The organism is Microbacterium sp. NPDC056736 (genome assembly GCF_042790415.1).
Lineage (GTDB): Bacteria > Actinomycetota > Actinomycetes > Actinomycetales > Microbacteriaceae > Microbacterium.
The window spans coordinates 417,702-431,766 of sequence record NZ_JBHTZE010000001.1 but is presented as its reverse complement, the minus strand read 5'-3'; the positions used below and the strand labels follow the sequence as shown (position 1 = coordinate 431,766).

12 protein-coding genes are annotated in these 14,065 nt (G+C 70.9%); 6 read left to right on the top strand and 6 right to left on the bottom strand.

The window, feature by feature from the left end:
• Position 1: 1 nt before the first annotated feature.
• Positions 2-2,284, bottom strand: a complete 2,283-nt coding sequence (locus ACFRAL_RS01985) for an esterase-like activity of phytase family protein (RefSeq protein ID WP_378879171.1) — start codon at positions 2,282-2,284, stop codon at positions 2-4.
• Between the two features lie 127 nt (positions 2,285-2,411).
• Here ACFRAL_RS01985 and ACFRAL_RS01980 point away from each other — a divergent pair, with 127 nt between their 5' ends.
• Positions 2,412-3,347 carry an aldo/keto reductase family oxidoreductase gene (locus ACFRAL_RS01980; RefSeq protein WP_378879168.1) on the top strand — a complete coding sequence of 312 codons (936 nt, stop codon included), beginning with the start codon at positions 2,412-2,414 and terminating at the stop codon, positions 3,345-3,347.
• A gap of 99 nt (positions 3,348-3,446) precedes the next feature.
• Here ACFRAL_RS01980 and ACFRAL_RS01975 read toward each other — a convergent pair whose 3' ends face one another.
• Both ACFRAL_RS01975 and ACFRAL_RS01970 read right to left on the bottom strand, forming a co-directional pair.
• Positions 3,447-3,626: a CsbD family protein gene (locus ACFRAL_RS01975; RefSeq protein ID WP_336394078.1), complete on the bottom strand. Its 180-nt coding sequence runs from the start codon at positions 3,624-3,626 to the stop codon at positions 3,447-3,449.
• Positions 3,627-3,689: 63 nt separating this feature from the next.
• Positions 3,690-4,475: a hypothetical protein gene (locus tag ACFRAL_RS01970; RefSeq protein WP_336394079.1), complete on the bottom strand. Its 786-nt coding sequence runs from the start codon at positions 4,473-4,475 to the stop codon at positions 3,690-3,692.
• A gap of 127 nt (positions 4,476-4,602) precedes the next feature.
• Here ACFRAL_RS01970 and ACFRAL_RS01965 point away from each other — a divergent pair, with 127 nt between their 5' ends.
• Positions 4,603-5,400, top strand: a complete 798-nt coding sequence (locus tag ACFRAL_RS01965) for an alpha/beta fold hydrolase (protein WP_378879164.1) — start codon at positions 4,603-4,605, stop codon at positions 5,398-5,400.
• Between the two features lie 25 nt (positions 5,401-5,425).
• Here ACFRAL_RS01965 and ACFRAL_RS01960 read toward each other — a convergent pair whose 3' ends face one another.
• Positions 5,426-5,866 (bottom strand): hypothetical protein, encoded by a 441-nt coding sequence (locus tag ACFRAL_RS01960; protein WP_336394081.1) that lies wholly within the window; start codon positions 5,864-5,866, stop codon positions 5,426-5,428.
• 165 nt (positions 5,867-6,031) lie between these two features.
• On the opposite strand from ACFRAL_RS01960, the gene ACFRAL_RS01955 reads away from it, so the two are divergent.
• The 3 genes from ACFRAL_RS01955 to ACFRAL_RS01945 all read left to right on the top strand — a co-directional run bounded on the left by ACFRAL_RS01955 (position 6,032) and on the right by ACFRAL_RS01945 (position 8,566).
• Positions 6,032-7,408, top strand: coding sequence for a pyridoxal phosphate-dependent decarboxylase family protein (locus tag ACFRAL_RS01955; protein ID WP_378879162.1), 1,377 nt, complete (start codon positions 6,032-6,034; stop codon positions 7,406-7,408).
• A 103-nt stretch (positions 7,409-7,511) separates the two neighbouring features.
• Positions 7,512-8,225: an acyl-CoA synthetase gene (locus ACFRAL_RS01950; RefSeq protein ID WP_336394083.1), complete on the top strand. Its 714-nt coding sequence runs from the start codon at positions 7,512-7,514 to the stop codon at positions 8,223-8,225.
• Complete coding sequence (locus tag ACFRAL_RS01945; RefSeq protein ID WP_336394084.1) at positions 8,222-8,566, top strand: amino acid transporter; 345 nt, start codon at positions 8,222-8,224, stop codon at positions 8,564-8,566. The genes ACFRAL_RS01950 and ACFRAL_RS01945 overlap by 4 nt, the downstream gene beginning before the upstream one ends.
• Before the next feature lie 23 nt (positions 8,567-8,589).
• On the opposite strand, the gene purB is transcribed toward ACFRAL_RS01945, so the two are convergent.
• Positions 8,590-9,972, bottom strand: a complete 1,383-nt coding sequence (gene purB / locus ACFRAL_RS01940) for an adenylosuccinate lyase (protein ID WP_378879159.1) — start codon at positions 9,970-9,972, stop codon at positions 8,590-8,592.
• A 44-nt stretch (positions 9,973-10,016) separates the two neighbouring features.
• Positions 10,017-10,523 (bottom strand): low molecular weight protein-tyrosine-phosphatase, encoded by a 507-nt coding sequence (locus ACFRAL_RS01935; RefSeq protein WP_336394086.1) that lies wholly within the window; start codon positions 10,521-10,523, stop codon positions 10,017-10,019.
• Between the two features lie 166 nt (positions 10,524-10,689).
• Between ACFRAL_RS01935 and ACFRAL_RS01930 the strand changes: the two genes are divergently transcribed.
• A complete protein-coding gene (locus tag ACFRAL_RS01930; RefSeq protein WP_378879156.1) occupies positions 10,690-13,935 on the top strand; it encodes an ExeM/NucH family extracellular endonuclease in 3,246 nt (1,081 codons plus the stop codon).
• Positions 13,936-14,065: the final 130 nt, after the last annotated feature.

Below are 14,065 nucleotides of genomic sequence, written 5' to 3'. Positions count from 1 at the left end.
ATCAGCCGGCGAGCGTGACGGTGTCGATCGTCACCGCCGCGATGCCGGGGTGGTCGCTGAAGACCCCGTCCATGCCGGCGCCGATGAACGCCTTCAGCTCGCCGTCGAGGTCGCCGTATGCGCTCGGGTCGGCGCTGGAGCGGAAGTCGACCGGGAGGAACTGGTTCTCGGCGCGGAACGTCCAGCCGTGCACCGAGAGCCCCGCCGCGTGCGCGTCGGCGATGACCGGCGTGGGCGTGCCCAGGCGGCCGTCGGCGGTGCGCGGGATCATCACGGACTTCTCCAGTCCGACCCCGTCGGCGTAGGTCGCGATCTCGGCGAGGCCGGCCGGCGTGACGAGGTCCTTGTACGTGCGCGGGTCGCCCGAGGCCGTGAAGTCGTACGGCCGGCCCGAGCCGCTGACCAGCTGCGCGAGCGTGACGTCGGTGAGCGCGTCGAGGTCGCGGAGATTGGCGGTCTCGAAGCTCTGCACGATCACCGGCGCGTCGGCCCGGTCCAGGCCGTTCGCACGCAGCGCCTCGACGAGCGGCTCCTCCATCGACAGCCCGATCGAGTCGAAGTACGACGGATGCTTCGTCTCGGGGTACACGCCGACCGTGCGGCCGTCGCAGCTGATCGAGTGGCGGGCGAGGTCGATGACCTCGTCGAGCGTCGGGATGACGTACAGCCCGTCGAACGCGGTGTTCGCCGGGCGCGTCTGGGGCAGGCGCTCCGTGGCGCGCAGCGTCCGCAGCTCGGCGAAGGTGAAGTCCTCGGTGAACCAGCCGGTGACGGCGGATCCGTCGATGACCTTCGTCGTCTGGCGCGCGGCGAACTCCGGCCGGGTGGCGACATCCGTCGTCCCGCTGATCTCGTTCTCATGACGCGCGACGAGCACGCCGTCCTTCGTCGACACGACGTCGGGCTCGAGGTAGTCCGCGCACTGCACGATCGCCGTCTCGTATGCGGCCAGGGTGTGCTCGGGGCGCGACCCGCTCGCACCGCGGTGGCCGATGAGGCTCACCGTCGACGGCTCGATCTTGGTCTTGTCGAGATCGATGACGGCGAACTCGGTGTCGTCCGGCGTGCCGGGGATGCGCGCGTCGTTGCCGGGGTAGTTGTTGTCGTTGCCGATCAGCAGGCTGCCGTCCTTCAGCTGCACGACGGTCTCGAACGACTGCACGGGCAGCGAGAAGACCTCGCCGGTGCCGTAGCCGTCGCCCGCGCCGATGCCGTACGGGTTGGCGATGCGCAGCGCGTCGAGCACGAGCGTCTTCTCGAGGTAGCCCTCGGCGTCGGTGCGGCGGAGGTCGACCTCGTACACGCGCTTGGTGACCGACTGCTCGCCCTCGAAGTCGTCGCGCTCGATGAGGATCAGCACGTCGCCCCGCACGGTGAACGCGTCGCCGATGACGTTCGGCTCCTGGTCGGTCTGGTAGCTCCACGTGCGGCCGGTGTACTGCCCGGCGCGCGTGTCGAACTCCAGGATCTCGCGGCGGCGCAGGTCGGCGTCGTCGGCGTAGGAGCCCTCGACCACGGGGTACAGGTAGCGTCCGTTGGCCGAGGCAGCCATCGCCTCGAACCCGCGGCTCGCCCGCACGCGGGGCGTCTCGCCCGGCTGCAGGTAGGGGTTCTGCGGCGACTTGGCGCCGTCCAGCGCGTACGGCTTCTCGAGCAGCGTGCCGTCGGCGTCGAAGTGGAGCAGGAAGGGGCCGAACTCCTCGCCGACCCAGAACGTGCCGTCCTTGGCCTTCACGACCGACTCGACGTCGAAGTCGCCGCCGGTGAGCAGGCGCTCGTCGGTGCCGTCGTTGACGATCGGGAAGTCGAGGATGCCGTTGCGGTCGTTGTACGAGATGAACCGCTCGACCTCGATCTCGCCGGCGCCGCCCTCGGCGGTCTGCCAGGCCGGACGCACGAGGTAGTTGCGCAGCAGGAAGTCGGCGGAGTTGCCCTTGGCGCCGAAGCCGTTGTCAGGCTGCGCCCAGAACGTGCCGTCGCCGTTGTCCATCGCAGCCGAGAAGCCGGGGATGACCTGGCCGTTCCAGGGTCCGGTGCGGCCGTTGGCCGGAGTCGCGAGCGCGCCCGAGGCCGGGCCGGGCTCGAGGTGGTCGGCCGACAGGGTGGCGCGGGCGACGAGCGTCGGCACGTGCGTCTGCACGTACGGCGACTGCGACGCCGCGGGGGCAGCGGCGACGGGCTGGGCGGAGGCAGCGGTGGCGGGAAGGAGCGCGACGGCGGTGGCCGTCGCGGCTGCCGCGGCGAGAAGGCGCGGCAGGACGCGTCGTGTGGGGAATCGACTCATGGAGCCGACGCAATCGCGGCCGCCCGGCCTCCCGCTGACGTGCCGGCGACGAATCCGGGACGGATCGGTGAACGTGGAGGGATCGGGCGCCTTGGACATCCCTCTCCGCAGTGCCTAGCGTGAGTCCATGAAGACCATCCGACTCACCGGCATCGACCGCCCGGCACCCGACGTGGTGCTGGGGCTCATGCGCATCCAGGACCTCGACGACGACGCCGTCCGCACCCTCGTGCGCACCGCCCGCGATGCGGGCATCGACTTCTTCGACCACGCCGACGTCTACGGCCGCGACATGCACGGCTGCGAACGCCGCTTCGCCGAGGCGATGCGGCTCTCGCCGTCGGAGCGCGAGCAGATCACGATCCAGACGAAGGCGGGCATCGTCCGCGAGGGGCCGTACTTCGATTTCTCGTACGAGCACCTCATCGAGGCCGTGGAGGGATCGCTGCGTGCGCTCGAGACCGACTACATCGACATCCTGCTGCTTCACCGGCCGGACGCCCTCGTCGAGCCGGACGAGGTGGCGCGCGCCTTCGATGAGCTCGAGGCCGCCGGAAAGGTGCGCGCCTTCGGCGTCTCGAACCACACGCCGCGTCAGATCGACCTGCTCAAGAAGTCGGTGCGGCAGCAGCTCGTCGCCAACCAGATCCAGCTGTCGATCACCCATGCGCCGTCGATCGCGCAGGGCGTGGCCGCCAACATGCAGGGCGAGCAGCAGTCGGTCACGCTCGACAGCGGCGGCATCGTCGACTACTGCCGGCTGCACGACATCGCGATCCAGGCGTGGTCGCCGTTCCAGGCCGGGTTCTTCAACGGCGTCTTCCTGGGCTCTCCCGACTACGCCGATCTGAACGCCGTGATCGATCGGCTGGCCGCGGCGTACGACGTGCCGCCGATCGCCATCGCGGTGGCCTGGATCACACGTCACCCGGCGGCGATGCAGGTCGTGCTCGGCACGACGACGCCCGAGCGCGTGAGCGGTGCCGCGCAGGGATCGGATGTCGCCCTCACCCGTGCCGAGTGGTACGAGCTGTTCCGCGCGGCGGGCTACCGCGTGCCCTGAGCCCACGACGCCGGGCCCCGAGCCCACCTGTCGTGAGCCCCCGGGGTGACACGACGATGCCCCGGGATCCAAGGGATCCCGGGGCATCGAAGGGGCAGGTCACCGATCGCCGGTGAACGCGTCCTTCACGTCGTCGCCGGCCTTCTTCATCTTGGCGCTGAACTGCTCGCCCTGGCCTTCGCGTTCGAGGCGCTCGTTGTCCGTCGCGTCTCCCACGGCCTCCTTGGCCTTGCCCTTCAGGTCTTCTGCGTTGTGCTTCATGTCATCTCCGACGCCCATGGGCATCTCCTTTCCTTGTGGGTTCAGTCCCTTGCGGGTCGAGGTCGTCGCCCGGCGGCGACGTCAGTAGCGTTCTCCGGCGAGTCCGACGCGGTCGACGCGACGGTGGTACCGCATGCCGGCCATGCCGCCCAGCACCGCTCCGGCGAGGGCGATGACGGCGGCGCCGACGGCGGTGAGGATGCCGGTGAGGGTGGCGGTGTCGGCGCTGACCGGGATGCGCGGGAAGATGTCGACGTTCGCGAGGATGTCCCACTGGCTGCCGGCGATCGCGGTGATGAGGGCGATGAGGATCGCGATGACGATCGCCCACAGCCAGACGGCGAGACCCTGCTTGGCACCGCTGAAGCGCGCCATGCGCCCGGCGACATATCCGCCGGCGAAGTAGGCGACGAAGAGCACGAGGGCGATCGCGATGGCGCCGATGACGGTGGCGCCGCCGAGGTTCTCGCTCGCCGCTTCGGCCGCGTCCTCCACGACCTCCGGGGCGGTGAGGCCCGTCGCAGCGCCGATCGCCGCGACGACGGCGGTCAGGAGCACGAGCGCTCCGAGGGCGGTGAGCCACCCGAAGAACGCGGAGCCGAACTTCATTCCGCCGAAGCGCTCCTTCTCGCGCTGGACGACGGTGTCGTGCAGCGAGCCCTCGCGGGCATCGGCGACACCGTCGCGGTCCCGGTCCACAGCCTGCGCGCGTACCGGCTCCCGATCGTCGCGGATGCCGTTGCCGTTCGCGTCGCTCCCCTGGTAGAGGGGGCGAGTGCGATCGTCGCCCGGATCACGCGGCGTTGCTGCGGTCGACCCGGGCGGAACGGTGTTCCGGTTCGGGTCCCGAGGATTGTCGGTGCTCATGCTGCGAACGTATGCCGCCGACCCGGTGCGACTCAGCCGGTTGCCAACTGCGCGCGCGAGGCGTAGCCTATGCGGCCCTCGCGCAGGGGCGTGGCCGGGCGCCGTCGGCGCGGAGCAGAATGGGCGGATGGACGCACCCTCCCCGCTCGCACGCACCGAGATGCCGCCGCCCACGTACGTCATGTCGGCGGAGGGATACCGGGTCGCGACGTACACCTGGGGTGAGCCGGATGCCGAGACCGTCCTGTGCGTCCACGGCTTCGCGTCGAGCTGCCGCGACAACTGGGTCGAGACCGGCTGGGTGCGCGCGCTCACCCGCGCGGGCTACCGGGTCGTCGGGGTGGACCAGCGCGGGCACGGCGCGAGCGACAAGCCGCACGACCCGCTCGCCTACTCGATGTCCGCGTTCGTGGCCGACCTCGTCGCTGTGCTCGACACCTACCTCGTCGACGGCGCCCGCTACGTGGGGTACTCACTGGGAGCGCGCGTCGGCTGGCAGCTGGCCGTCGACGCGCCCGAGCACGTGAGCCGCGCCGTGCTCGGCGGCATCCCCGACGGCCGCCCGCTGGGCCGGCTGCGCATCGAGCAGGCGCGGGCGTATGCCGAGCGCGGCATACCGGTCGAGGATCCGGTGACACAGAACTACGTGCGGCTGGCCGAGCGGGTGCGCGACAACGACCTGCGCGCCCTGATCGCGCTCGCCGAGGGCATGCGATTCGGCGACGCGGACCCGGATCCCGAGCGGCCGCCGCAGCAGCAGGTGCTGTTCGCGACCGGGTCCGAGGACGCCATCCTGCAGCGTTCCCGGGCGCTGGCGTCGACGGCGCCGCACGGGACGTTCGTCGAGATCCCGGGGCGGCACCACTTCAACACGCCGGGGTCCCGGGTGTTCCGAGAGGCGGCACTGGACTTCCTCTCTCCGTGAGCGGAGGACGCCGGCGGGCCCTGAGTCAGGCGACGGCCTGCGTCACGAGGTCGGTGATCCTCTTCTCCACGGCCGGTGTCCACGCGAGCACCGCGAAGCCCACGGGCCACATGTCGCCGTCGTCCAGGCGAGACGGCTCGTCGAAGTTGATCGTGGCGTAGCGCGTCTTGAACTTCGACGCCGGCTGGATGAACACCACCACCTTGCCGTCGGCATCGGCGAAGGCGGGGAACCCGTAGAACGTCTTGGGCACGAGGTCGGGCGCAGTCTCGGAGACGACCTTGTAGAAGCCCTCGGCCAGGACCCTGTCGGTGCCCTCGAGCTTGCCGATCGCCTCGAGCACCTGCTTCGTGCCCGCTTCCCGGCTCTTTCCGGCCTTCGCCTGGGCGCGCAGCTCCTTCGCGCGGTCCTTGACGGCTTCCCGCTCTTCCTGAGTCAGTCCGTCGGACGATGTCTTCCCAGCCATCTTGTTCTCCTTCATGTTCGTGGGGCCGCTTCGCGGCTCGTGATCCTCACGCTATGACGGGTGCCACCGCCCGCGCTTCTCCATTCCTGCCCGATCGGCCGAGTGTTGAACAGCGGGCGTTGCGCCCCTACCGTGAGGTGTCGACCCGAACCCAGGAGCACTCCCATGACCGCGCCCGCCGACATGCACCGGATCTCACCCGACACCACGCGCACCGTCGACGACGTGCTCGACTACGCCCGGCGGCGCGCGCTGTACCAGGACATTCCGCTGGACAAGCCCATGACACCGCGGGAGCTGCAGCGCCTGGCGTCCGGCTCGATCACCCCCGACGGCATCGGCGCGCGCCGCGCGATCGCCCTCTTCGAGAACGTCCTGGCGCCGGCGTGCGTGTCCACGGATCACCCCGGCTACCTCTCGTTCATTCCGTCGGCGCCGAGCAGGGCGTCGCTGGCCTTCGACCTCGTGGTGTCGGCATCCGCCATCTACGGAGGCTCGTGGATGGAGGGCGCCGGAGCCGTCTACGCCGAGAACGAGGTGCTGCACTGGCTCGCGCGGGAGTTCGGGCTCCCCGAGACCGCGGGCGGCGTGTTCGTGCAGGGCGGCACCGTCGGCAACCTCTCGGCACTGGTGACGGCGCGGGATGCCGCGCGCCGGCGACTCGTGGACGAGGGGCGCCCCGCGCCCGCGAGGTGGGTCGTCGTGTGCAGCGCCGAGGCGCACTCCTCGATCGCCTCGGCGGCGGCGGTCATGGACGTCGACATCGCGCCCGCCGCGGTCGACTCGGACGGACGCCTGCGCGCCGACGCGGTCGCGCGGGCGCTGGATGCCCACGGGGACGCCGTCTTCGCGGTCGTCGCGACCGCCGGCACGACCAACTTCGGGATCGTCGACGACATCGCCGGCGTCGGCGCGGTCGCGAAGGAGCGCGGCGTCTGGTTCCACGTCGACGGCGCGTACGGTCTCGCAGCGATGCTCGTGGAGCGCATGCGGCCGGCGTTCGCGGGTGTCGAGCTGGCCGACTCGGTCATCGTCGATCCGCACAAGTGGCTGTTCGCGCCGTTCGACGCGTGCGCCCTCATCTACCGCGAGCCGGCGCTGGCGCTCTCGGCCCACACGCAGAAGGCCGAATACCTCGACACGCTCACCGGCAAGCCGGACTGGAACCCGTCCGACCTCGCCGTCCAGCTCACCCGCCGGGCGCGAGGGCTGCCGCTGTGGTTCTCCCTCGCCACGCACGGCACCGCGCAGTACCGCGCCGCGATCGAGTACGGCATCGACCTCGCGCGGCGCATCGCCGACGAGATCGAGGGGCGCGACGGGCTCTCGCTCGTGCGCGATCCGCAGCTGTCGGTCGTGGTGTTCCGTCGGGACGGATGGTCGCTCGCGGACTACGCGGCGTGGTCGGAGCACCTCCTGGAGGAGCAGCTGGCCTTCGTGGTGCCGAGCTCCCACGCCGGCGAGCCGGTGCTGCGCTTCGCGATCATCTCGCCGCTGACGACGTTCGAGCTGCTCACCGAGATCCTCGACACGCTCGCGTGAGGCGCTGCCGCCCGCCCGCGCCCCGGATGCCTCCCGCCGGGAGCCACGTAGACTGGGTGCATCCGTTCTCGCTTCTGAGAACCCGCCGCCTCGCAGGATCACCGTGACCTCAGCCGATTCCCGCACGTTCGCCGTGCGGCACGTGCAGCTCGCACGTGCCGCCTTCGCGGCGCTCGCGGCGCTCATGATCACGTTCTCGCCCGACCACTCCGCCGGCGTCGGCGGCGCGGTCTTCAGCGGCTTCGCGATCGCCACCGGCCTGGTGCTCCTCGTCTCGGTCTGGCTCGTCTACCCCGCCGGACGCCGCTGGCCTGCCGCCGCGCTCGGCGGTGCGACGATCGTGGCCGGCATGGCCGCCGGCCTCTATCCGCTGCGCACCCCGACGGGCTTCTTCGCCATCGTCATCGTCTGGGCCCTCGTCAGCGGGGCGCTCGAGATCATCGCCGGCTGGCGCGGACTCACCGCGCGCGGCGAGCGGCGCGAGATCGCCCCCGGAGTCGCCGATGCCCGCCCCGCCGCCCCGGTCGGGCCGCGCTCGGAGAGCCGCGACGCCGTCGTCGTCGGAGCCGTCACCGTCCTGCTCGGCGCGGCCATGCTGTTCGTCCAGCCCGCGTACGCCCTGGACTACACGATCGAAGAGGCCCGCGCCACGTACACCCTCACCGGCGTGACGATCGGAGTGGGGCTTTTCGGCGCCTACGCCGCGATCGTCGCCGTCTACCTCGGGATCGCCGGGTTCTCCCCGCGCGCCGCAGCACCCGTCATCGCGGATGAGCCCGTATCCGCCGCCCCGACCCCGCAGAAGGACTCCGCGTGAGCCACGAAAGCCCCACCCGCCGCGACCTCATGAAGCCCCTCCAGCTGCTGGGGCTCGCCTTCGCGGCCGCGCTCTTCGCGGGCGTCGTGACGCTCGTGTCGATGGGCTTCTTCCAGCAGCGCACCGCCGAAGAGGCGCAGGCCGCCGTGATGACGGCGCTCGTCATCGCGGGCGTGAGCTTCATCGCCGTGCTGCTCATCGTCTCGCTCCTGCTGCTGGCCGTCGACCCCGCCCAGGTCACGAAGACGATCGACAAGCCCGTCCTGTTCGACGACGACACCGCCGACGGCGAGCAGGGGCAGAAACCGGATGCCGCGGCATCCGGCGATCCGAAGCCCTGACGCCGCCCCTGCCCGGGCCGCGGTCAGCGCAGCTCGTCGACCAGCCGCGAGGCCAGACCGTCGTAGGTCGACGGCGTGAGCGCGAGGAGGCGCTCCTTCGCCTCGTCGCCGATGTCGAGGCCGCGGACGAACTCGGCGAGCTCGGGGGCGCCCACGCGGCGGCCGCGGGTGAGGTCCTTCAGGAGCGCGTAGGGGTCGCTGATCTGCGAGCGGCCGGCCGCGATCTCGGCGCGCACCACGGTCTGGATGGCCTCGGCGAGCACCTCCCAGTTCGCGTCGAGGTCGGCCCGCAGCACGTCCTCGGCGAGCGAGATCTCCTTGAGGCCGCGCTGCAGGTTGTCGAGGGCGAGCAGCGAGTGACCGAGGGCGACGCCGATGTTGCGCTGCGTCGTGGAGTCGGTGAGATCGCGCTGCAGGCGGCTCGTGACGAGCGTCTGGGAGAGGGTCGACAGCAGCCCGCCCGAGATCTCGAGGTTCGCCTCGGCGTTCTCGAAGCGGATCGGGTTGATCTTGTGCGGCATCGTCGAGGACCCGGTCGCACCGGCGACGGGGATCTGGGTGAAGTACCCGATCGAGATGTACGTCCAGATGTCGGTGGCGAGGTTGTGCAGGATGCCGCCCGCGTGACGCACGCGGTCGTACAGCTCGACCTGCCAGTCGTGCGACTCGATCTGGGTCGTCAGGATGTTGAAGTCCAGCCCCAGGCCCTCGATGAAGGCCCGGGAGACCTCCGGCCAGTCCACGTCGGGAGCAGCCGAGAGGTGGGCCGACCACGTGCCCGTGGCGCCGGAGAACTTCGCGAGGTACTCGCCGCCGTCGATCTGGTCGGCGACGCGGGTGAGGCGCCAGGCGAACACGCCCAGCTCCTTGCCCATGGTCGAGGGGGTCGCCGGCTGGCCGTGCGTGCGCGAGAGCATCGCGGCGTCGCGGTGCCGCACGGCGAGCTCGGTGAGGGCGGCGATGACCTCGCGCAGCTTCGGCAGCCACACGCGCTGCACCGCGCGCTGCACCGTGAGCGCGTAGGAGGTCGAGTTGATGTCCTCACTCGTGCACGCGAAGTGGGTGAGCTCGGCGATGCCGTCGAGGCCCAGCGCCGACAGGCGGTCACGCACCAGGTACTCGATCGCCTTGACGTCGTGGCGGGTCACCGCCTCCTTCTCGGCGAGCCAGTCGATCTCGGCCTGGCCGAACTCGAGGTACAGGGCGCGCAGCCGGGCCTTGTCGCCGTCGGCGAGCGGAGAGGTGCCGAACAGCGAGCGGTCGGTGAGGGCGATCAGCCACTCCACCTCGACCTCGACGCGGGCGCGGTTGAGTCCCGCCTCGGAAAGGTACTCGCCGAGCTCGCCGACCGCGGGCCGGTATCGGCCGTCGAGGGGGCTCAGGGGCTGGGGCGGCAGAGAGGTCACGGTGGCTCCCGTCGATCACGTCGAAGGCGACCTTCGCGCCGACGTCAGGGCGCCGGGCGGATCGCGGGTTCGAGTTGCCGGAAGAGCGCCCGGCTCGCACTCTCGATCATACCGAGCACCTCGTCGAACATTCCGGGCCCGGCATAGTACGGGTCCGGCACGTCGAGGGTCGGGGCGGCCGCGTCGAACGACATCAGCAGCGCGATCTTGTCGGCGTCGGCCTCGCTGCGCGCCCAGCCCCGCAGGATGCGCTCGTGGCTGCGGTCGAGAGCGACGATGAGGTCGCTGCGCGTGAAGTCGCCGTGGGTGAACTGCCGGGCGCGGTGGTGCGTGCCGTCGTAGCCCGCGCGGTGGAGCGCGTCGATCGTCCGCTGATCGGCGCGCTCGCCGACATGCCAGTCGCCCGTGCCGGCGCTCGTCGAGGCCACCCGGGACCCGAAGCCCGAGGCATCCGCGTATCCCCGGAAGACCACCTCCGCCATCGGAGAGCGGCAGATGTTGCCGGTGCATACGAAGACGACGCGGAAGGGCGCCACGTCGCTCGCGGTCATGGGTTCCATTCTGGACCGAGCCGACACCGAACGTTAAGGATCTCTCCTTCCGGACTCTTCCCGTGAGGGATGCCCCTCGCCTAGCTTTGCAGTCAACGGGCGGGCGACCGGCCTGCCCGTGTTCTCATACGCGGCCACCAGACCGCGCGATGCCCGTGGAGGTTCCGTGTCCCCATCACCCCGCAGACTCCCCGCCGCGCTCGCGGCCGCCGCGCTGGCAGCGACAGGCATCGTGGCCTTCGCCGCGCCCGCCGCCGCGGCAGACGGAGACCTGCTGATCAGCGAATACGTCGAAGGATCGTCCAACAACAAGGCCATCGAGATCTACAACCCATCGGACGCCGCGGTGGATCTCGAGGCCGCCGGCTACCAGCTTCGGCAGTACTCGAACGGCGGTGCGACCGCCGGCCTCACGATCAACCTGATCGGGACCGTCGCGCCCGGCGACGTGTTCGTGCTGGCGCACGGCGCCGCCGTTGAGGCGGTCCGCAACGCCGCCGACCAGCTCACCGGCACCACGACGGGCCTCTTCAACGGCAACGACGCGCTGGCGCTGGTCAAGGGCGGTTCCGCGGTCGACGTCTTCGGACAGATCGGCCTCGACCCCGGCGTCGCGGGCTGGGGGGCGGGAACATCCACCGCGACGACCAACAACACCCTGCGCCGCAGCGCGGATGTCTGCGTCGGCGACCCGGACGGCGGCGACGCGTTCGACCCCTCCGCCGGGTGGACCGGCCATGGTCAGGACGCTTTCGACGGTCTCGGCAGCCACACCGCGAACTGCGGCGGTGAGCCTCCCGCCGCGCGCGTGGTGATCAACGAGTTCTCAGCCGACACCACGGGCACGGCCGACGTCGAGTACGTCGAGCTGCTCGCGAGCCCCGCGACGACCGACCTGTCGGCGTACCGCGTGCTCGAGATCGAGGGCGACTTCAGCGGCACGGCGACCGGCACGGTCGACGAGGTCATCTCGTTCCCGGCGGCCGACGCGTCGGGGCGCAGCCTCGCAACGCTCGCCGGCGGCGCGCTGGAGAACGGCACGGTCAGCCTCCTGCTGGTGATCGGCACCTTCCCCGCCGTCGGGACCGACATCGACACCGATGACGACGGCGTCATCGACGACGGCCTCGGCTTCACCGTGGTGGACGCCGTCGCGGTGAAGGACGCCGACACGGACCTCGCATACGGCGGCGTCGTGCTCGGCGTCTCGTACGACGGCCTTGCCTTCGATCCGGGCGGGGCCTCCCGCATCCCGGACGGCACCGACACGAACGCGCCGGCCGACTGGGTGCGCAACGACTTCGACCTCGCCGGGTACCAGGGCACGGCCGGCACCCCCGTCTTCGGGGAGGCGTTCAACACCCCGGGTGCCGCCAACGGAGCCGTTCCGCCGCCCCCGCCGATCGAAGCGGGCTGCGACCTGGAGCTGGTCCCCATCGGATCGGTGCAGGGTTCGGGCGCGGCCTCCGAGCGCGACGGCGACAGCCTGCGCGTGACGGGCACTGTCGTCGGCGACTTCCAGACGGGTGGCTTCGACGGGTTCTACGTCCAGGACGCGGGCGACGACCTCGCCGGCACCTCGGACGGGATCTTCGTGTACTTCCCCGGCGGGCCCGAGGTCTCGGTCGGCGACGTGGTCAACGTGGCGGGCGAGGTCGACGAGTTCTTCGGCCTCACGCAGATCAAGGCCGTCGACCTGGAGGTCTGCGCGACCGGTCAGACGCTGCCCGAGGCCGTCGAGCTGACGCTGCCGGCCACCCCGGAGCAGCGCGAGGCGCTCGAGGGCATGTACGTGACCCTGCCGCAGCAGCTGGCGATCGGCGAGACGTTCGACTTCGGGCGCTTCGGCACGATCAGCCTGACGCTCGGCCGCCAGTATCAGCCGACCGGGCTCTACGACGCGGGCTCGGCGGAGGCGATCGCGCTCGCCGGGAAGAACGCCGCCGAGAGCATCGGCGTGGACGACGGGCGCAGCATCCAGAATCCCGACCCGGCGATCCACCCGAACGGCGAGGAGTTCACCCTGGCGAACACCTTCCGCAGCGGCGACCTCGTCGAGAACACCACCGGCGTCCTCGACTACCGCTTCGACACGTGGGGCGTGCAGGCCACGCAGGGCGCCGACTTCGAGGTCGGCAACCCGCGTCCCGAGGCACCGGAGGTCGGCGGCGAGCTGAAGATCGCGAGCTTCAACGTGCTCAACTACTTCACGACGCTCACGGGCTCCGATGCGCGCGGCGCGAACGACCCGGTGGAGTTCGAGCGGCAGGAGGCGAAGATCGTCACGGCGCTGGCCGAGATCGACGCCGACGTCTTCGGACTCATCGAGATCGAGAACAACGGCACGGCGGTCGCGACCCTCACCGAGGCCCTCAACGAGCGCATCGGCGAGGACGTCTACGACTATGTCGACACCGGCGTGATCGGGGACGACGTCATCACCACGGCGCTCATCTACAAGCCCGCGTCGGTCACGCCCGACGGCGAGCACCAGCTGATGGACCAGTCCGTCGACGCGCGCTGGCTGGACGAGTACAACCGTCCGGGCCTGACGCAGACCTTCGTGGACGCCGAGGGTGCGAAGGTCACCGTCGTGGTCAACCACCTGAAGTCCAAGGGCTCCGACTGCAACGACGTCGGCGATCCGACGGACCCGAACGGCCAGGGCAACTGCAACGGCGTGCGCACCCAGGCGGCGGCGGCGCTCGCCGACTGGCTCGCGACCGACCCGACGGGTGCCGGCGCCGGGCGCGAGCTCATCATCGGCGACCTGAACGCCTACGCCCAAGAGGACCCCATCCAGGTGCTCACGCAGGCCGGGTACACCGACCTGCTGGCGGAGTTCCAGGGGACGGATGCCTACTCGTACGTGTTCGACGGGCAGCTCGGCTACCTCGACTACGCGCTGGCGGGTCAGGACGTGCTGGACGAGGTCACCGGGGCGGCGACGTGGAACGTCAACGCCGATGAGGCGAGCCTCATCGACTACGACATGACGTTCAAGGCGGACGCGCAGGACGCCATCTACGCGCCGGACGCCTACCGGTCGAGCGATCACGACCCCGTGATCGTCGGCCTCTCCCTGACGCCCCCGGACGTGACGCCGCCCACCATCGACGTCGATGCCGACCCGTCGTTCATCCTGGCGCCGAACAACAAGATGCGCACCATCGAGTTCGACGTCGACGCCGCCGATGATCGCGGCGACGTCACGGTGGAGCTCACCGCGGTGACCGCGACGGGCTCCGACCGCGCCGAGTGGGAGATCACGGGCGATCGCACCGTCGAGGTCAAGGCGGTCAACGGCACCGTCTACGAGTTCACCTGGACGGCGACGGATGCCGCGGGCAACACCGCGACCGACACCGCCATCGTGGTCGTGGGCCTGAAGGGCCTCCTTCCGCAGCGGTGACCCCGTCGCGGGGATGCCACCCCGCGTGCGTGACCGGGAGGGGCGTCGTCCGTCGGGACGGCGCCCCTCCTCCCCATCCGGTGAGAGGGCCGCGCTCTGCACGGATCCCCGGCGGCGCGCTCCGCGGGCC